We start from the raw sequence: 19,746 nt of genomic DNA, 5'->3' as shown, positions 1-19,746 counted from the left end.
AACGACAGGGTCACTGAGATAATCAGGGGTATCCAGGAAGGCAGGTACCCATTGAGCTTCGGCAACCTGGACCTCATAGAGGTGCGCCCCCTCAAGGAGATCGTGTGAGTTCTCGAGGGGATCGTGTGGGATGCGTGCGGCTCGCCATGCGCAGGGGTCTGAGCCGGTTTGACCTGTAAGGCTTCGATTTTATGGAGAGGACGGGAAATGGATAACCGTACTGATTGGAGAGAATTGAAGGAGAGTATGGTCTCGCTTCTCAATAACTCTCCCTATTACCGACATCTTGGGATGGAGGTCGTAGAGGTGGGCGAGGGCCTGGCAAGACTGCGTTTGAACATCAAAACAGAACACAAGAACCTTTACGGCATCCTGCACGGTGGGGTTCTGGCCTCGCTTCTCGATTCCACCTGCTCGATTGCCGTAGGCACGCTCCTTTCCCCCGGAGAAGCGGCGGTCACCCTCGACCAGAGGATAAATTTCGTCTCCAACGTGAGGGAGGGGGTTGTTTACACGGAGGGAAAGGCCCTGCACAAGGGGCGCTATACGGGGGTCGGCTACGGGGAAGTGAGGGATGAGGAGGGGAATCTGGTGGCCGCCGGGATGACCACCGTCTTCGTGATACGCAGTGGCGAAACGCAGGTGAGGAATTCCAGGGATCCCATCGATGAACGCCTCAAGAGGAAAGAATAGTTTCAGCGATAAAGTAGTGGTAGTAACCGGGGCGGGCAGCGGCATCGGGAAGGCCATCGCCAAGGCCTTCGCCTCCCGGAGGGCCGACCTGGCCCTGGCGGACGTCGATCCAGACGCCCTGGAGAGGGTGCGGGAGGAACTCAGGGCTTACGGAGTCCGGGTGTTCGCCCAGGTAGTGGACGTCTCGGTCGCTCCACAGGTGGAACACTTCTGCGAGAACGTTTATCGGGAGTTCGGCAGGGTGGACGTCCTGTGCAACAACGCCGGGGTCTCGGTGGGCGGGCTCTTCGAGGACATCTCACTGGAGGATTGGGAGTGGATCCTGGGGGTGAACCTTCGGGGAGTGGTCAACGGTTGCCATTATTTTTATCCCCGCATGGTCGAGCAGGGCGCCGGTCATATCGTCAACATATCCTCAGGTCTCGCCCTGGCCCCGCTTCCCGGCTCCGTGCCCTATTGCACCACGAAGTACGGGATAGTGGGTTTCTCCGAGACCTTGAGGGCAGAAGCGGCGCGTCACAACATCGGGGTGACGGTGATATGCCCGGGATTCATTCTTACCAATATTTTCCGTTCATCCCGGCAGCGCACCTTCGTTCCCGGGGAAACCCATGAAGCGTCCGTAGTCCGGACCGAAAAACTGCTGGCCCGCCGGCGTTACGACGCGGAGAAAGTGGCGGAGAAAGTGGTGGAGGCGGTGGAGAAGAACCGCGGGGTGGTCCCACTCTGCTGGGAGGTACACCTTGGAGACGCCTTCCATCGTATAAGCCGCGGCCTTTACGGAAAAGCGCTCCTCTGTCTGGCCCGGGCTTGGTACGGCAGAGGCGGCATGAGTGGTGAGATGCGCGCACGCGACGACACATGTCCCGACCACTCTCGGCCGGTGGGCGAATGAGGAGATGCCGGAGGCTGCCGGAAGGAGGGGGCAAGAACGGCCAACGTGGCAGCGGGCATGCCCAAGGCCTTCCGGCAAGCCATACTGCGCATCGGGCGGAAAGGGGGCGCGACATATAGCGGTGTGCTGGGAGATTTCACGGTCTTCCCGTCTTGTTGAAGGGTTTGCGAACGCCTTGCCGGATCGGGAAAGGGGCATTCCTCGTGGATTCCCCCAGGCCGCAAGGCGGAGAGGCCTCCGGCCGAGCTTCTTTAGCTTCGCCCCTGCAAGGCAGAAGGACGTCCTCCTGTCGAGAGGTAAGGGAAGTCCACCGGGTTGCTCGGTCAGGAAATGTTCACCCGGACCGGACGCTCCACTCCCGCGAATGGCCCTTCGGGTTGAACCCCCCGTCAGGGGCTACGGAGTCGGTATCCTTTCCGATACGCTGCCGTCCCCGCAGACGGCCTCTGTTTTAAGTCTCCTGATAACGGGTATACACCATGAGATCGAGAGATTTGAGTAATCGTATTGACAGGAGGTGGGCCCGGAGATGGCGGGTATGGATGTGGAAGGAAGGGAGCTGCTCGCTCGAGCCCTGGGAAAAGCCGGATTGCGCTTCGCGGTGGGCAGAGAAGACGGTGTGCTCGGGAAGACACTCCGTCTCCTGCGGGAGCGGGAGGGGGTGAAGACCATCACCCCGCTGGGGGACATCGCCGGTGCCTTCATGGCCTACGGGAACACCTATTACCAGCATTACCCGGCGGCAGTGCTCTGCTCCACGCCTGCGGAGACGGTCAACGCCTTTACCGGCCTGGGCACGGCGTGGGCGGACAAGATACCCCTACTCATGGTGACGGTTCGTTCGTCCAGGCGTTTGGAGATGAGGCTGCCCGGCGGCACCCAGGGTGAGTCTTACTCCGCCTTCACCAAGTGGAGCAGCCGGGTGCTGGGCTGGGAAGACATACCGTTGGCCCTGGGTCAGGCTCTCCGCGAGGCCCTCAACGGCTGTCACGGTCCCGTGCATCTGGACATCGATGAAAGGGTCCTGCTGGAATCCAGGGACATGGCGGAGGGAGAACTGGAGGCCCTGGTGGAAAAGGGCTTGGGCCCTTTAGAGGTCAAGGCGGTGGAGGGAGACCCGGAGTTGGTGGAAAAAGGGCTGAAGCTCCTAATGGAGTCGGAGCGACCGCTGATCGTCTCCGGTGGAGGTGTCATACACGCCCAGGCCTGGGAGGAGATGGACCGGCTGGTGCGCATGCTGGGTGTACCCGCCACCACCACCGTGGCCGGCGAGGGAGGAGTCCTCGGCGACAACCCCTATTACATCGGAGGGCCGAGCTACGTGGGAGGCGAGGCCTTCCACCGGGCCATCAAGCGCGCGGATTGCGCGCTGGTGGTGGGCGCCGCCCTGGGCGGCCTGGAGGGGTTCGGGCAACCCCCCTTCTGGAACCCGGACATCCGCTTCGTCCAGGTGGACGTTGACCCGGTGAACATGTGTTTGAACATCCCGGTGGAGGTATCCATCCTGGGAGACGCCCGGGCGGTCCTCAACCAGATGATCCGCTTGGTGGAGGAGGGAGCGGTCAAGCCCAATCCTTCCCATACCGGCTGGCTCGATCACCTCCAGGAGGTGAGGCGGAGATGGCGTGCCCGAATAGAAGGAGAGGCCCATGGGAACTGGCCGCTCATCCACCAGGGGTTCCTGGCCAGGACCATAAGGGAGACCGTTCCGCCGGGCACCTTTCTGGTCATCGACGGGGGCAACACCACCCTGTGGGCAGGGATGTTCTGCATGGAGCACAAGCCCAAGAGCGCCCTCTTCCCAGCGGGGATGGGCACGCTGGGCTGCGGGATCCCCGTGGCCATGGGGATAAGGGCCGCCGATCCCTTAAGGCCTCTGGCGGTCATCCAGGGTGACGGGTCCTTCCTCTACAACGTGCAGGAGCTGGAAAACGCCCGACGCCTGGGGATGGATTTCCTGGTGGTGATCTTCAACGACGGGTGCTGGAACATGATCAAGGGCGCCCAGGACCTCTTCTTCGGGAGCCGCCGTGTGGGATCCATCCTGGGGGATATCGATTATGCCGCCGTAGCCCGCGGCCTGGGCTGTTACGGGAGGAGGGTCTCCCGCGCCTCGGATATCGCCCCTGCGCTGCGTGAGGCCATGCAGGCAGGGGGGCCGGCGGTGGTAGACGTTCTCGTGGACCCGGACTGCTTCCCGGAGACCCTGGCCAGCTTCGCGCTGGGCGAGTTCGAGGGCGTGCGCGTCAATCCCCTACGGGCCTTGGGCATTCCCAAGATGAAGATAGACTGGCGCCTGGTGAACCGGGCCAAGTACGCGGTGAACATAATGTTCGACCGGGACTTGAGGTAGGGGGTGAGGATGGTGTACCTGCTCAACGGCGGAGACCTGGTGGCACGCACCCTGGCCCAGGAAGGTGTGGAGCACTTCATAGGCATCGTGGGCGGCCAGGTGCTTCCGCTCTTCGACGCCGTGGGCCGCTATCCGGGCCTCCGGCTGGTGGTGCCTCGCAACGAGGCCGCAGGGGCCATGATGGCCGACGGATATGCCCGGGCCTCGGGGCGGCCCGCGGTGATAATCTCCACGGTAGGGGCGGGGATCATCTACTCCGCGGCGGGGACGGCGGGCGCCTGGGCGGACCATGTCCCGATATTCTCCATATCCCCTCAGGTGCAGACCTGGAAGATGTACCCGGCGCAGGAATCCCTGCAGGGTTGTTACCAGGCGGAGATGATGGCCGGTGTAACGCGATGGCATTGCATCGCCTACAGCTGGAAGCGCATACCGCGGCTGGTGCAGCGGGCCCTGCGGGAGGCCATGTCCGGGGAGAAGGGGCCCGTGCACATGGACGTCCCCGTGGACGTTTTCTATGAGACGCATCTGCTCACGGAACGGAAGCTGCGCCGACTCATTCCGCCCCCCGGTAGGAGCCGTTTCGAGGGGCGTTTCTATCCTGCCTCGGAAGATCTGCGCGAAGCGGCGGCCATTATGGAAACTTCTTTAAAGCCACTTCTGGTGGCCGGCATGGGGGTGCTCAGAGAGTCGGCATGGGAGGCGGTCTCCGCGCTGGCGGAAAGACTCGCCCTTCCGGTGGCCGTCACCCCGGCGGCCCTGTCCGCCGTCATAGGGGACGATCCCTCCTTCGCCGGGATACTCGGCCACCCGGCGCTTCCGGGCCTTGAGGAGGTGGTCGGTCAGGCGGACACGGTGGTCTTTCTGGGGGCCACCGTGTCCGAACAGGAGGCGGTGCTGGAGGCGGCCGACCTCTCGCGGGCAAAGGTCATCCAGACCTCACCCCAGCCCGAGCTCCTGGGGGCTTTGGGGAAGTGCGACGCGGCCATGGCCGGGGACGTGGCCTCCATTGCCCGGTGCCTCGTCGATGCGGCGAGGGATGTCCCCGGGGAGAGGAGGATGTGGAGGGAGAAGGCCCGTGAGGCTTATCTGCGCGACGTGCAGGCCCTGAAGGAGGAAGCCGTAGGCAACTCTCCCGGGCGGGCGATCTCCTCTCTGGGAGAGGACCTGGGGCCCGGGGACTATTTGGTGCTGGACGGCAAGGATGCCGGTTACTGGGGTACGCTCCTCTGCCCGGCGAGGAGCGCCGCCACCCGGATCAGGTCCTGGGGGCTGAGGGGCGCGGGTTACGGGCTTCCCATGGCCCTGGGGGTTAAGCTGGCCCGGCCACGGGACAGGGTTGTGGCCCTCTGCGACACGGAGGCCCTGATGCATCACATTCAAGAGCTGGATACCGCCAGGCGGGAGGATATACGGGTGGTGGTATGCGTGGTCGGCGAGAGGTACCGGTGGAGGGAGGTGGCGGAGGGCTTCGGACTGCACGGGGAGGAGGCCTCTACCCCCGCCGAGTTGATGGTGGCCCTGGAGAGGGCGGAGAAGAGCGGGAGGGCGGCCGTGATCGACCTCACAGGTTTCGAGGCGGGCAGCCGTTGATCGTCTGAGTTTGGATTGAAAATAGCGGTTTGCGGTAGTTTGAACACGGTTATCGTGCCCGGTGGGCTGCGCGAGTCGGAATCGGCCCCTTGCTGTTCCTGTAGTGGCGGGAGGAACGGAAATGGGGTCACACATCCGCAGCATGCCACTCTCGCGGGCGATTCCGGGCCAACGAAGTGCGAGCCCGGAAACTTAGGAGCGAGGAGACTCGGGGTTGCCGGAAGATGAATAAGGCGCCCCGCCGGAATGCCGCATGCGAAGCGCCCTTGGCTTGTTAACTTCAGGCGATCAGTCCCAGACGTACTTTTCCTTTTCTTCCTCTTCCTCCTCCTGGGCGGCCTTTTCGGCTCCTATCGCCTCCTCCGCTTCCGGCCGCGTTTCATCGGAGATGGTTATCGGCTCCTCGACTTCTTCCCCGGCGAGGACCTCCGACGCCGCGGCGGAAGGGGCCTCCTCAGAAGGGGCTTCTTTTGACGCGGGGATTTCCGCCCTGCGGGTATATTCCTCGTACTCGTTGATGAGTGACCTGCTCTTTTCCAGGAGCTCTTTCATGCGCGGAATCTGCTCGATTATCTGCTCCCGTATGGAGTTTATGGAGGAGAGTATGCGCTCTCTCTCCTTCTCCATCTCCTCAAGGATCCTCCCGCTCCTCTCCTGTGCCTTTTTGATGATGGCGGCCGCCTGATTGCGCGCTTCCTGAAGGATGTTGCCCGCGCTCTTCTGGGCATTGGTGAGAGCGGTCTGCAAGGTCTTCTGCATCTCGTCGAACTGCGCCACCTTCTGGCGCATAGCAGCCACTATCTCTTCCAGTTCCTGGTTACGGCCCGTAAGCCTCTCCAGCTCCTCGGCCACGGCGTCGAGGAAGGAATCCACCTCTTCCTTGTCGTAGCCCCCGGTGGTGACCACGGTGAATTCCTTAAGGTGGATGTCCATGGGGCTGATCGCCATCACCATCTCCTCCTTTGATGATCCGTACCCTCTCAGTGGAGACCTCACGCCTTAGAAATTAAGTATAAGGTCTCCGCCTCCCTTTTACCACTTCCCCGAGAGGAAAGCGCCGGTAAATCACGGCGGCCCAACGAACTAGCCCATATATTTATAAAACCGGCGAGCCCTTTCCTGCAACACCGCCTCTCGCCCTTTTCGCATCTAAGGGGTTGAACGCAGCCACGTCCAGTAATAGATTTTATTCTGTATGTTGTTTATTTACCATAGAGTTGACATAATAACTTTGGGGTGGATTGGGATAGTACACGGGTCCGAGCACCTGGCAAGAATCCTGGTCCCGTAAGAGGTTCTCCGTGTCCATTTCGGAAAAGGCGAAGGGGAGATCTGAGTTGGGAATCTTCAAGCCGTCCAAAGGGAAGCTCATCAAACCCAACATCGAGAAGCTGGAGGCCAAGCGTGACGTCTCCGGCCTGATACAGGCGCTGCGGCACGACGACGTGAACATCCGCATCAACGCCGCCCTGGCTCTGGGTAAGCTCAAGAGGGCGCGGGCGGTGGCCCCTCTTATAGAGGCCCTGCGCGACGCCGACGAGGACGTGCGCTGGGCGGCAGCCTGGGCCCTGGGGGAGATAGGGAAGCCTGCGGCCCGGCCCCTCATTCAGGCTTTGCGCGAGGAGGACGGCGACGTGAGGTGGAAGGCCGCCTGGGCTTTGGAAAAGATTGGCAAGGCAGTGGTGGACTCGCTCATCGAGGCCATGCGCACCGAGAGCGGCGAGGCCAAGGCCAAGGTGGCCCTGGTGCTGGGTTCCATCGGCGACGTGAGGGCTGTCCGTCCGCTGGTCAAGGCCCTGAAGGACGAGGACGACAACGTGCGCTGGGCGGCCGCCTGGGCCCTGGAGAAACTGGGCCCGACGGCGGTGAAGTATCTCATCAACAACCTCACCGTGGAGGACGCCGAGACCCGCAGGGAATCGGCCATAGCCCTGGGGGTCATCCGTGACGAGTCGGCCATCGACCCGCTCATCTCAGCCATGCGGGACGAGGACAGGGAAGTCCGAAGGGAGGCTGCGGCGGCTCTCGTCTCCCTGAACAACCGCAAGGCCATTTCGGGGCTGGAGTCTTATCTGAGCAGCGGCGACGAGGAACTCCGGCGCCTGGCGGCGGCGGTCCTAGCCAAGCTCGGCTGGCAGCCCAAGCGGGAGGAAGATCGTGTTTATCTTCTCCTCGTGAGTCGCAACTGGGAAAAGTTGGCAGAGATCGAAGCGGAGTCATTCCCTCACCTCCTGCGCGCCCTAAAGAAGGAGGGATGGGAGACCCGCAGCAGAGTGGCCGCCTTGGTCCGGGAGAACTCCTCCAGGTTATTGCCTCCCCTCCTGGAAGCTCTGGATGAAGAGGACGAAGAGCTGCGGCGCGAGGCGGCACTGCTCTTGAAGGAGATGGGCGATGCCGAGACACTGGACGCCCTACTTCAGGCCATGCGCAACCGCGACTGGTTCGTGCGTCGCAGCGCCACCCTGGCCCTGGGGGAGGTAGGCGACCCCCGTTCCCTGGACGCCTTGATGAAAGCCCTGAAGGACGAGGACGAGGACGTGCGCCGCGCCGCCGCTTGGGCCCTGGGGAAGATGGGAGATCTGGCCACGGAGCCGCTCATGGACCTCCTTCTGCGGGGCGACGTCGAGGAGCGCCGTGGTGCGGCCTGGGCCCTGGGGGCCATAAGGAACCCTCGGGCGGCGGAAACCCTGGTCGGTGCCCTGAAGGACGAGGACGAGGACGTGCGCCGTGGTGCGGCCTGGGCCCTGGGAGAACTCGGCGAGCAGGCGCTGCCTTCCCTGGACAGGGCGTTGGAGGTTGAGGAAGTGGCCGAGATGGCCCGCGAGATAATCTCCCGCATCCAGTCCGGGGAGGCGCGGGAGGCGGAAGTAGAGGAATTGGAGGCGGTTCCCGCGGCGGAAGAGGAGGCATTCCTGAGCCCGCTAGAGCTGGAGGAGATGAGCCTGGAATCAGCCGCCCCGGTGCTTGGGGAGCCACTGGTCGAGGAGACGGCGGACCACATGGTTTCGGAAGTGCTGGAGAAGATGGGCTGGAAACCGGGCGAAGAGGAGGAAAAGGCGGATTACTTCATCGCCAGGCGCCAATGGGATAAGGTCACGGAGATGGGTGAGCTGGCGGTGAACTCGCTGATCAACGCCCTGGCGGACGAGGATGAAGAGGTGCGGGCCAGAGCGGCCTGGGCCCTGGGAGTGATCGGAAGCCCTCGTGCCGTTGATGCCCTGGTGACTGCGCTGGAGGATCCGGTCAGGGACGTCAGGGTGAAGGCGGCGGGGTCACTCAAGAAGATCGGCGCCTCCTGCACCGATGCCCTAATCAAGGCCCTGCAGGAGGGAGGTGACGAGCTGCGCAAGGAAGCGGCCAGGGTTCTCGGGGAGATAAAGGACCTTAGGTGCATACCTTGCCTTATCAAGGCCCTTGGAGATCCCGAGGAAAAGGTGAGCGGGAGGGCGGCCAATGCCCTGGAGAAGATAGGGGAGCCCGCCTTGGAGGCCCTGCAGGCGGCTCTGTCGTCCGACGACCCCAAGACCCGGGCCCTGGCAGCCTCCGTGCTGACCAAGATGGGGCTGAAACCCTCCGAGCTGGTGGGAGCGGAGGAAGCCCCGGCGGAGGAGAGGCTGGCGGGCGCCAGGGCGAGGGAGTTGATCTTGGAGGGCAAATGGGAGGAAGTGGCCACCCTGGGAGAAAACGCCGTGGACGCCCTCCTGGAAGCCCTCGAGGACCCGAATGCCGAGGTACGCCGCGGCGCCGCCTGGGCCCTGGGGGTCATCAGGAATCCCCGCGTCGTCGATTCCCTCATCTCTCATCTCCGGGACGAGGACGAGTCCGTGCGCAGCGGCGCCGCCTGGGCCCTGGGGGTCATAGGCGATCCCCGCAGCGTCTCCGCGCTGATCGATTCCCTGCTTGACGGCAGCGCGGAGGTCCGGCGCAAGGCCGCCTGGGCTCTGGGAGAGATAGGGGAGCCGGAAGCGATCGATGCCCTGGTCCGGTCACTCGAGGACGAGGACCTGGACGTGCGGCGGGTCTCCTTCCTGGTACTGGAAAAATTAGGCTGGAAGCCCACAGAGGAAGAAGAGGTGCGGCGGCTCATAGCCGAACGGGAGTGGGACCGTCTAGCCGGAATGGGGGACGTGGCCGTGGAGTCCCTCATCGAGGCCCTGTCCGTCGGAGACGGAGAAACGCGCATGAAAGCCGCTTGGGCGCTGGGGGAGATAGGGGATCGTAGGGCTCTCGAGCCTCTTGCCGCGGCTCTCGGGGACACGGAGGCGCGGGTACGGGAGAAAGCGGCCCTAGCACTTGGGAAGATCGGTGAGGCGGAGGCCGTGGAGGCGCTCCTGGGTCATCTGGACGACCCCGACGAGGCGGTGAGGGAGGCCGTTTCCCGGTCCCTGCAGGAGCTGGGATGGAGGCCGGAGGAGGCGGTGGCCGCCGTGGCCGAGGAGGCCGTTTCTGCGGCTGAGGAAGCGGCTGCCGTGTACGAGATGGAAGAGGTCGCCGTAACCGCGGAAGAGGTGGAGGCCCTGGCCGCGCCATCGGTGGGCGAGGAGGCGGTTTCAAGCGAGGAAGAGGTTCCGGAGGCCATTCCGGCGGAAGCTGTTCCGGCGGAAGCGCCGGAGGCGGAGGTCGGGGTACCGGTCGGGGGGCCCGTGGCCGCTGCCGCTCCGGGGGTAGAGGCGGAGTGGGAAGTCGAGGTGTCCAAGCCCGCGGCGGAAGGCCTTGTCGAGGAGGCCCCCGTTATGGCGGCGGAAAAGGAGTACGTGCCGGCGGCCGGTAGGGGCGCGTCCATTGCCGAGGCCCTTATCGCCCAGCGTCGCTGGAAGGAGCTGCTCGAGCTGGGCGAGGAGGCGGTGCTCCCTCTGGTGGAGGTCCTGAGGAGCGGGGAGAGGAGCGATCGCCGGAAGGCGGCTTTTATCCTCAAGGAGATCGGGTTGCCGGCGGTGCCTTCGCTGCGCAACCTGCTTCACGACCGGAGGGAGGAAGTGCGCGCTGAAGCCCGCGAAATACTGGCCGATTTGGGCTGGAAGTCGGGGGACGAGGAGGAACTCGCCCAGAGCCTCATCCGGGACGGCAGGTGGGAAGAGGTCGCCCGTCTGGGAAAGCCGGCCGTGCTACCTTTGGCGCGAGCCCTTCGCGACACGCAGGCGGAGAAGAGACGAATGGCGGTCTCAGTCCTGGGCACCTTGGCGGATGCCGCCGCTTTTGAGCCACTGGTATCCGCACTGCGCGATTCGGACGGGGAGGTGAGGAGCAGGGCCGCCTGGGCGCTGGGCAAGATGGGGGATGCCAAAGCCAGCCAGTATCTGGTGCAAACTCTTTCCGATGAGGACGCCGACGTGCGCGCCAAGTCGGCGGCATCCCTCGAGCGCTTGGGCTGGTCACCTGGCAACGACCGCGAGAGAGCCCTCTATTTCATGGCCACCAGGCAGTGGAACAAGTTGGCCGAGGTGGCGCGGGCGGCAGAGGAGGTGCTGCGGGAAAGGCTGGAAGACAGGGATGCAGAGGTCAGAGAGATGTCCCGCATCATACTCCAGGATGTAGAGGGTTCCAAGGAGCTGGAGGAGCTTCTGCGGGGTCTGGAGTGAGCCAGGCCAGCGCCGGGGGGTGCCGTCCTTGGAAGTGAGAGAGGCCATCCTTGGCAGGAGAAGCATACGAAGGTTCCTGGACCGGCCTCTCCGGGAGGAGGACACGCTGGCCCTGCTTGAGGCGGGCAGGTGGGCTCCCTCCGGACTCAACAACCAGCCCTGGAGGGTGATACTCGTCGAGGACCGCTCCAAGGCCGCGGAGATTGCCGAATGCACGCGCTATTCCTCCATCGTCGAGAAAGCGCCTCTGCTCATCGCCGTTTTTCTTGACCACTCCTCATCCTATGACCGGGACAAGGACGTCATGTCCGTGGGTGCCTTTATCCAGAACATCCTTCTGGCGGCGCACGACAGGGGATTGGGCGCCGTATGGCTGGGCGAGATCCTGCGCGAGAAAGACAGGGTCAGGGAATTGCTGGAGGCGCCTCCAGAGTTCGAGCTCATGGCCGTGGTAGCCGTCGGACATCCGGCCGAGGAACCTGCCCGTGGGGAACGCAAAGCTCTCGATGACCTCATATATAGACGTTACTGACCATCCGGAAGCTGCCCCGTTTGCTCCAGGAACGGATTGACGAGAGCCCCCGCTCACTTTTCGCCTTTTTGCTCCGAAAAGGGTCTCCCTGCGAGCCGAGGCCACGGTGAAACTCGGGGTAGATAGGCGTAACGGGGACTCGTAAGCCGGCTCCCGTTTTAGGAAAGCCTGAGAGGGGCGCGTAATAATGCCTCTCCTTGCCCGGGGAAGATTGAGAATCATCCTCTGAGGGCCGATGCGCAGGGCCATCTCCTGCTTGTTAAACGAGGGGGATGCCGCCTGGCCTGGAAGGGTGGCGGGCAGGGATGTACGGGAGGCCCATTCCCGAGCCGGCGATACGTTCCCCGGCCCTTGAAGCACAAACTCGGAGCATTGGGCCCGCCGCGTGGGGTATAATCGAGAAGGGCGACCTCCTGGAACGCTCGGACAATCGGGTATTTCCGAAGGACGGACACTTTCACTGCTTGAGGTTGAAGGAGTTGCGAGGGGGATTTGACCTAAAGGGAAGAGGAACCCATGGCTTCCGCCTGACCATAGGGTTTGAATCATGTCGCGATCCACTACCACCCTCGCCTGAAGCGCACAGGAAAGACTCCAACCCGCAGGGCGTGAGGACATCGGCCAGTGAGGGCGGCGAAAGCCATCCACGTTTCCCGCCTCGATAGGCCGGACAGTCCAAGGGGAAGACAGGGGAAGGACTGAAAGTTCGGAGGTTAAATATTTATAGATAGAGAAAAGGTTGTCGTACGCTCGGTTGCTCTCGGTCGCGGACGACAACCCTTTGGCGGTGGCGGTTGAGCGGTTCGTGCGGAAAGGCGGGTCTTCGATGGAGCTCAAGGACGCGGTGGATTTCTACCGTGAGGTGCTGAGGAGGTATTCCGAGGGCTTTTCCCTGGAGGAGGTCCTGGGAAGCGTTGTGGATGCGGTGGGCGGCGAGAGGGCCATCCTCTTCTCTAGACGCCCCTCTTCGTCGCTTCTCGAGCCCAGGCTTACGTGGAACCTGGTACAGAGGGAGCGGGAAGCGTTGCGCGGAAGGTTCCTTCCGGTGGAATGGATATCCCGCCAGCCTGCGCGCCGCTTCCTGGCCATGGACAGCAGGGCCCTCTCGGAGTTAGGCCTGGACGAGCTGGTCCGGGGGGGCGAGGAGAGGCTCATCGTCTTCCCCATCCGCAGCCATGCCTATCTGCGAGCCGCTCTGGTGGTCAGCGTGCCGCGGGAGAGGGCCCTTCCCGACCCCCAGTCCTTCCAAGCGGCGGCGATAAGCGTGGTCCTGGAGAAGCTGGTGGAGATGTTCTCCGCCGAGGAGAGGATGGAGGAGGTAAGGGAAAGGGTAGGCGAACCGGAGGTCGAGCTGGGCATCCTCTCCGACTACCTCATCGCCAGGGCGGACGTGGTGCAGGCCGCTTCTTTGAGCCTGGACCTGCTGATCAAGATGCTCAACATGGAGGGAGGGACCATACACCGCGTGCGCTATTCGGGCGGTGAAAGGTCGACGATCCTGGTGGCCTCCCGCGGATGGGGTGGGATGCCGGATATCATCGAGCAGCTCTTCGAGGACGGGCTTCTGGATTATCTGCAGGAGATGCGCAGCTCCGTGGAGGGGGAATTCAGCCTGGATGCCGGGCGCATCAGCGAGGCGTTTCCTGCGGTCAAGCCCTATTTCCACGCCAACCAGGTGAAATCTTTTCTCCTCACCCCGGTCTTCCTCGACGAACACCTGGTCGGACTCCTCACCCTTTTCGGCCGAACCTACACGGCCATGGGCCAGCAGGACATGGACCTTTTGGCCCGGGTGACGCATCGCTTGGGAGACCTTTTCGCCGGGGAGGAGATGGGACCGGCACGCGCTCGCCCCTCGGGTGGAGCCGGGGTGTATTCCCTAGCCGAGGATTTCGCCCGCCTGGCGCGCCAGTCTCCGGAGGCCAGGGATTTCGTCTCTTCCTGCCTCCGCCTCATATCTTTGGAAATATCTTCCAGAATGTCCTTTGCCTATATGGGAAGGGACGAGGACGGCAAGAGGGATTTTCTGTGGTTCTCGGATTCCGTTTACGGAGGGGAGAAACTCTTCCGCACCACGCCGGGGTTGGAGCGCACCGCCGCAAGCCTCCGCCGCATGGCGGTGGTCAGGCCCGACAACCCGGCGATGCGGGAGATGCCCGCCGCGGAGCAAGCCATGGGGGAGGGTCTGACGCTCCTACTGGTGCCCGCGAGGCACGAGGGACGTTTCTTGCTCGGAGGGTTCTACCTGGGAAGCGATGCCCGCCTCACCAAGGCGGAGATCGACGCCCTCCCGGCCCTGCTGCACATGGCCCTCGGCTTGTCCGAGAGCGTGGAGGAGAGGGCTCTCGCCGCGGGTTACCGGAGGGCCCTGGAGAGGCTGGCGGAACTGGAAGGCGAGCTGTCGGTCTGCGAGGACCTGGAGACAGCGCTGCGCGTTCTGGCCCGGGGATCGAGGGAACTGCTCGAATGCGACCGCGCCCTGGTCGTGGTCATGGACAGGGAAACCGGCACTTTCAGAGGGATACTGGAAACCGGAAACGGGATGGAGGAAGCCGACGTCACGCTCCTGGCAAGAAGGGAACTCGTGGAGGCCCTGGAAAAGGGGTATCTGGTCCAGTCGGCCGGCGGGGAAACGGATGGGCTGGCGGCGGATTTCACGCGGCTGGCCATACCTCTGTCCGGAAGGAGGGGGGTGCTCGGAGCCCTGTTTCTGGAGCGCTTCCCGGGGGCACGGGATTTCATGGAATACCAGAAACGGCTGGCATACTTCCTGGCCGGCCAGGCGGCCACGGTTATGGAGGCCTTCCGGGAGAGGGAGCGCGGAGAGGGGATGGCCGCTCAATCCCGGGCTCTCCTGGACATCGTGCGGCGCCTGGCCGTTTCCACCACGGTGGAGGAGGCATGCGCGGCTTTTTATCAGGAGCTGGAGGAGCGAATGGGGGTGGACCTCGCCGTCTTCTCCTTCCAGGGAAAGACGGGGGTCAGGAAGATGGGCTGGTGTAAAGAAGGAGCGCTGGATGGCGAGTTCCTGGACGAGGTCGCCGATGGCGAAGGTTGGATCTCCCTGAACCTTTACCGGACGGGCCGCCTAGCCCGCGGGAACCTCAACGCCTTCTTCCAGGAACCGGGGGAGGACCTCCTGGCCAGAAGGGGGATAAGGTCGTACCTGGCCTTCTCCCTCGCCGGCGAGGGCTTCAAGGGCTTCCTGCTGGTAGGAAGCGAGAGGAGCGGAGCATTCGGGGAAAAGGAGGCGAGCCTCATCGAGGACGCCGCCAGGATCCTGGGAGAGGCTCTCTCCACCCCGCTGCGCACGGAAGGCCTGCAGTCCAGGGTACGGCTCCTCGAGGACATGTGCCGCCGCCAGGAAGAGAAGCTGAGGACCAAGACCGACCTCATCAACCTGGCCTCTCATGAGATAAGGCATCCGCTGACCCTCATCATGGGCTTTTCCGAGGTGCTGCGCGATTACCGGGACAGGCTGGACGCGGCGGAAAGCCGGGAGATAATCGAGAAACTGGGCAAAGCGGCTGACCGTCTGCGGCGCAGCGTGGTCAACATGATGGAGATCTCCCGGTTGGAATCGGGCAAGTTGCATGTGGACCTGGAGGAGGTGAACGTCGGACAGCTGCTCGAGGAACTGGCGGAGGAGCTGCGGGCTCGCAATTCGGTCCACATGCTGGAGCTGGACGTCGCGGAAGAAGCACGCTTGCTCCTGGCTGACCGCGACAAACTGGAGATCGTACTCTTCAACCTCATGGAGAACGCGGTTAAATATTCGCCACCCGGAACGCGTGTGGAGGTCTTCGCCAGGAAGGAAGGCGGGGAAGCCCTGCTCGGGGTCAGAGACCAGGGCCCGGGGATCAGCGAGGAGAGTCTGAACCTCATCTTCGAACCCTTCCGCAAGGGAGAGGGCCAGGAATGGGGAGCCATGAAAGGGATGGGGCTTGGCCTGTACATCGTCAGCCGGCTCGTGGAGGCCCTGGGAGGGAGAATCGAGGTCCACAGCGGGCACGGCAGGGGCTCCACCTTCATCGTCAGGATACCTCAACCCGAGGAAGGCATCTCCGGAACCGGCTATTCCGCGAACGCCCTTCGGGCTTGAGCAGGGGGCGGATACTCTTGAAAGGAACTCGTCCCGACAGGTGGGGCGTATTTACGGGAGCCTGAACCGGGCGGAGTTTGCTGCGCGGCCGGAGTGGTGAGGGGGCAGGACCGGCCGGGCGCAGCGGGGGAGGCCGTATTGAGAATCGCCTATACCAGCGACCTGCACGTGGACATCTCCCAGCGCAACTGGGAATTGGTCCCTTACCTGGCGGAAGTGCTGAAGATGGTGGACCCGGACGTCTTCGTCCTCGCCGGAGACGTGAGTCCGGAGATCGGTGACCTCGAATATGCCCTGGACTGCTTTTCCGGCCTGCGAGGACTTAAGCTTTTCGTGCCCGGAAATCAGGACATCTGGGTCCTCTCTGAGGAGATGCAGGGGCTAGGCCACGATTCATACGAGAAGTACTACTTCTACCTTCCCGAGGCCTGTCGCCGGAACGACTTCGTACCCCTCTGGATGGAGCCCGTGGTGTGCAGGGGTGTTGGTTTTGCGGGAAGCATAGGCTGGTACGATTCTCCCCTCGGCGCGGGGGATGCGGGCATGGCCTTCCCCCGCGAACATCATTACCTGCTGGACAGTGTGTGGAACGACAACCGCTGGGCCTGCTGGGCGGACATAGCGACACTTACCCAGGCCGGGGGTGGCCCGGCGAAGAGGGCCGATGCGGAGGTAGCCAGGGAGTTCAACCTCCGGCTGGATCAGGATGTTGAGGCCCTTAGCCGAGACTCGTCGGTAAGGGAGATAGTGGTGGTCACTCACTACCCTCCTTTCGTGGAGCTTTCCGTGGAGGGGATACCCTTCACGGGGTCCCGTGAGACGGGGGGTATCCTCTCCTCCCACCCCAAAGTGACCATATCCATATCCGGGCACATCCACGACCGCAGGGACATCCTGGTGGGAAACGTCAGGGCGGTGCGCTGCCCCGTGGGTTATTTGGGGGGCGACAGGCAGAAGTACCAAGATCTGGTAAAAAATTGCCTGGAGGTCATCCACACCCTCGAGGAGGAGGACTTCCTCGGCCGCGGTCTTACCTGAGACGCGGGTCCAGCCGCCCTCGCTCAATCGTAACGGATGGCTTTCCCGTAGAGAGCGCGCAGCTCTCCCTTGACCACCTTCATGGCCGCGTTACGCGGTAGGGCATCCATGAACTCCACGTATTTGGGTTTCTTGTACCCCGCCAGGTGCTGCGCGCACCACTCCACGACCTCCTCCTTGGTCAGGGTTTCCCCCGGTTTGGGGACCACCACGGCCATGACCGCCTCTCCCCACACCCGGTCATATACCCCGATAACCGCCGCCTCGAGGATCTTGGGGTGCCTGTAGAGAACGTCCTCGATCTCCGCGGGGTATATGTTCTCCCCTCCGGAGATGATCACGTCCTTTTTACGGTCCACCACGTAGACGAAGCCCTCTTCGTCCATACGCACCATGTCCCCGGAATGGAACCAGCCTCCTCGCAAGGCTTCGGCTGTGGCCTCCGGATCACGGTAGTACTCCTTCATGACCGTGGGACCACGGTAGACGATCTCCCCCACCTCCCCGACGGGGACGTCACGGTCCTCGTCGTCCACCACGCGTATCTCCACGTTGATGACCGCCTGGCCCACGGACGCGGGATGGCTCTCCGCCTGGGAGGGCTTGAGGATGGTGGTAACCGGGCTCATCTCCGTCTGACCGAAGGCGTCGAAGAGGTGGACGTTGGGGAAGGCCAGGTTCAACTGCCTGCGGGTCTCCGTGGGCAAGATGGCCGCTCCGGAGATGAGGACGCGCAGGCTGGAGGTGTCGTAGGCCTTGACGTCCACGGAGTTGAGGACGAAGGTGGACATCACCGGGGGCATGAAGGTCACGGTGACCGCCTCCTCCTCTATCTGCCGCATGAGTTTGTCGGGCTCGAAGAAACGGAGGATGAGCAGGGTTCCGCTCACGTAAAGGGTGACCAGGGCCAGGGCCAGGGCCGCCTCATGGAATAGGGGGGCCACGAACTGCACCCTTTCATGATCCAGCCAGGGAAGTTCCTTGGAGAGCTCGAAGAGGCAGTTGATGACGTTCATGAGCTGGTTCTTGTGGGTGAGAACCGCCCCCTTGGGCTTTCCGGTGGTGCCGGAGGTGTACATGATGAAGGCCGGGTCGTCGTCCTCTACGGCCACTGCAGGGTAGGCTTCGCTGCCCTCCTCCAGAAGCTCGTCGTAGGACTTGGCGAAAGACGGCACGTTGTCCCCCACGCAGAAATAGTCGAGTTGCGGCGCGGCGGCGCGTATCTCCTCCACCACGGGGATGAACTCCTCCCCGAAGAGGAGAGCCCGCGATTCGCTGTTCTCCAGCTGATAGAGTATCTCACCGGCCTTGAGGCGGAAGTTGAGGGGTACGCTAACCCCTCCCATCTTGGCCATGCCTACATAGCTCTCCAACAACTGGTTGCAGTTGAAGAGGAGCTGGGCGAGCTTGTCGCCCTTGCCGTAACCGCGGCCGATGAGGGCGTTGGCCAGGCGGTTGGTGCGGGAGTCGAACTCCCGGTAGGTGTAGCGGCGGCCCTCGAAGACCACGGCCTCCCTGCCGGGCATCTTGGACGCGTTGCGGGAGACCATCTCCCCGATGGTCAGCTGCCGCATGTTGCTCAGCCTGATCTCCTCAAGTTCCATCTCTAACCCCCTCCAGGTCTCCCCGGGGCCCCCTCCCTGCTCGGGTTCCCGGTACGTCTCTCCCTTTCCTTAACCTTTACAACACACGGGAAAGGCAAGATATGCCCTCGCCACATCCGGTTCTCAGCGCGTCCTTCGCGTTCATCCGATGCTCTGAGCGTTGATCGAGGCGGGCTTTAGGCGGTGCGAGCCATGCCCGATGAGGTGGTGGCGGCGGTCAAGGCCAATTCCACAAGGAATGAAGACACGGTGCCCTCCCTTCAGGAATAGAGTCTCCCTGACCGAGGAGAACCTTAATTTGCCGACATCGCCTTCTCAAAGGGCTTTTTGCATCAGTCCGCCGGTGTCCTGTGCTCTCTCAGGACCGGTGTCGCCGCAAAGCTTCCCATTTTTCCTCAAGCCCCGGAGGAAGGAATGGTGCATATGAAGCGCAGGGGCTGTTCTCCCGTGTTCCTGAACTGGTGCAGCTCGTCTCCGGGGACGAAGACGGCGGTGCCCGGCCTCAACGCTGCCGCTCCGCCCTCGCCGATCACCTCACCCTCCCCCGAAAGGACGTAGACTTCGTGTTCCCAGGGATGGCGGTGGAGTGGAGAATGACCCCCGGGAGCGACCTCGAAGATGCGCATATAATAATTCGTTGCCCCGTCATCTCGGGATATCAGCCAGCGGACGGTTACTCCCTTGGTCTCCCCGCCCGGGTCTTCCGCCGGCACCTCGGTATAGTGAACCACTTTCATGAGGCCATTATACAGGATCTCCCTTCGGCTTCCCGCGACTCTCCGGGACGGGCACGCATGACGAGGCTCCCCACGGCAATGAGTAGGGCCGAGGCGGGGAATAGATAGAATCCCGCCATCGGCTTTACGGTGAAGGTCACGTTCTGCCTCACCGTCTCCTCAATCCACCCAGCCACGGCTCCCAGGTAAGGTATACCCCGCAGGAGATCCAGCAGGCGCTTGTAAAAACCCAAAGTTTCGTAAGCCTCGGTGGTGATGCCCACCAGATAGGCTATGAACACCAGCATAAGGAGGACAGAAGTCAGTAGGGCTGCGAGCCATCCCTTGGACTTCCAGGCTACACAGGCGATCCCGGCGATGGAGAGGATCACGGCAATCACCGCGAGGGAGGCGTTGTCCGTTAGCCTGCCGGTGACGGAGCCGAGATCCACTTCGCCGAGGAAAGGTATTTTCTTCCACCTGGCCTGGGCTCTGGACCAGGGAGCCAATAACGCGGAGACCATGCATAAAAGGCAGCCCAGGACCACCATTGCTCCTCCAACATGCGCCCTGGAAACTGAAATCAGCCGGTTGCTTCTGCCCTTTTCCACTTCAAGTCCCCTTGCGTGAATACCACTTGC

12 protein-coding genes are annotated in these 19,746 nt (G+C 63.1%); 8 read left to right on the top strand and 4 right to left on the bottom strand.

All coding sequences use genetic code 11. The features are described from left to right. The first annotated feature begins 246 nt into the window (after positions 1-246). The 4 genes from H7007_RS00790 to H7007_RS00775 all read left to right on the top strand — a co-directional run bounded on the left by H7007_RS00790 (position 247) and on the right by H7007_RS00775 (position 5,534). A complete protein-coding gene (locus tag H7007_RS00790) occupies positions 247-693 on the top strand; it encodes a PaaI family thioesterase (RefSeq protein WP_287152579.1) in 447 nt (148 codons plus the stop codon). Continuing rightward, positions 668-1,588 (top strand): SDR family NAD(P)-dependent oxidoreductase, encoded by a 921-nt coding sequence (locus tag H7007_RS00785; RefSeq protein WP_287152578.1) that lies wholly within the window; start codon positions 668-670, stop codon positions 1,586-1,588. Before H7007_RS00790 ends, H7007_RS00785 begins: the two co-directional genes overlap by 26 nt. A gap of 529 nt (positions 1,589-2,117) precedes the next feature. Beyond that, positions 2,118-3,941, top strand: coding sequence for a thiamine pyrophosphate-binding protein (locus tag H7007_RS00780; protein WP_287152577.1), 1,824 nt, complete (start codon positions 2,118-2,120; stop codon positions 3,939-3,941). 9 nt (positions 3,942-3,950) lie between these two features. After that, a complete protein-coding gene (locus H7007_RS00775; RefSeq protein ID WP_287152581.1) occupies positions 3,951-5,534 on the top strand; it encodes a thiamine pyrophosphate-binding protein in 1,584 nt (527 codons plus the stop codon). 288 nt (positions 5,535-5,822) lie between these two features. Here the strand turns inward: H7007_RS00775 and H7007_RS00770 are convergent, their stop codons facing one another. After that, the gene (locus tag H7007_RS00770) at positions 5,823-6,488 is read right to left on the bottom strand and encodes a DivIVA domain-containing protein (RefSeq protein ID WP_287152576.1); all 666 of its coding nucleotides are present in this window, start codon (positions 6,486-6,488) and stop codon (positions 5,823-5,825) included. A 383-nt stretch (positions 6,489-6,871) separates the two neighbouring features. Between H7007_RS00770 and H7007_RS00765 the strand changes: the two genes are divergently transcribed. From H7007_RS00765 to H7007_RS00750, 4 genes are all read left to right on the top strand, one after another. Then, positions 6,872-11,113: a HEAT repeat domain-containing protein gene (locus H7007_RS00765; RefSeq protein WP_287152575.1), complete on the top strand. Its 4,242-nt coding sequence runs from the start codon at positions 6,872-6,874 to the stop codon at positions 11,111-11,113. A gap of 34 nt (positions 11,114-11,147) precedes the next feature. Beyond that, positions 11,148-11,645, top strand: coding sequence for a nitroreductase family protein (locus H7007_RS00760; RefSeq protein WP_287152580.1), 498 nt, complete (start codon positions 11,148-11,150; stop codon positions 11,643-11,645). Between the two features lie 826 nt (positions 11,646-12,471). Next, positions 12,472-15,747, top strand: a complete 3,276-nt coding sequence (locus tag H7007_RS00755) for a sensor histidine kinase (protein WP_287152574.1) — start codon at positions 12,472-12,474, stop codon at positions 15,745-15,747. A 138-nt stretch (positions 15,748-15,885) separates the two neighbouring features. Further along, positions 15,886-16,785 (top strand): metallophosphoesterase, encoded by a 900-nt coding sequence (locus H7007_RS00750; protein ID WP_287152573.1) that lies wholly within the window; start codon positions 15,886-15,888, stop codon positions 16,783-16,785. Between the two features lie 23 nt (positions 16,786-16,808). Here H7007_RS00750 and H7007_RS00745 read toward each other — a convergent pair whose 3' ends face one another. The 3 genes from H7007_RS00745 to H7007_RS00735 all read right to left on the bottom strand — a co-directional run bounded on the left by H7007_RS00745 (position 16,809) and on the right by H7007_RS00735 (position 19,716). Then, positions 16,809-18,389, bottom strand: a complete 1,581-nt coding sequence (locus H7007_RS00745) for an acyl-CoA synthetase (protein WP_287152572.1) — start codon at positions 18,387-18,389, stop codon at positions 16,809-16,811. Positions 18,390-18,784: 395 nt separating this feature from the next. Beyond that, entirely contained in the window at positions 18,785-19,126 is a 342-nt protein-coding gene (locus tag H7007_RS00740; protein WP_287152571.1) for a cupin domain-containing protein, read from the bottom strand. Next, positions 19,123-19,716 carry a hypothetical protein gene (locus H7007_RS00735; RefSeq protein ID WP_287152570.1) on the bottom strand — a complete coding sequence of 198 codons (594 nt, stop codon included), beginning with the start codon at positions 19,714-19,716 and terminating at the stop codon, positions 19,123-19,125. Before H7007_RS00735 ends, H7007_RS00740 begins: the two co-directional genes overlap by 4 nt. Positions 19,717-19,746: the final 30 nt, after the last annotated feature.

The organism is Candidatus Solincola tengchongensis, assembly GCF_015711935.1.
In the GTDB taxonomy this organism is placed as follows: Bacteria; Actinomycetota; Geothermincolia; order Geothermincolales; family RBG-13-55-18; genus Solincola_A; species Solincola_A tengchongensis.
The sequence above is the reverse complement of the archived record's forward strand: the minus strand, read 5'-3'. Positions and strand labels throughout refer to the sequence as shown.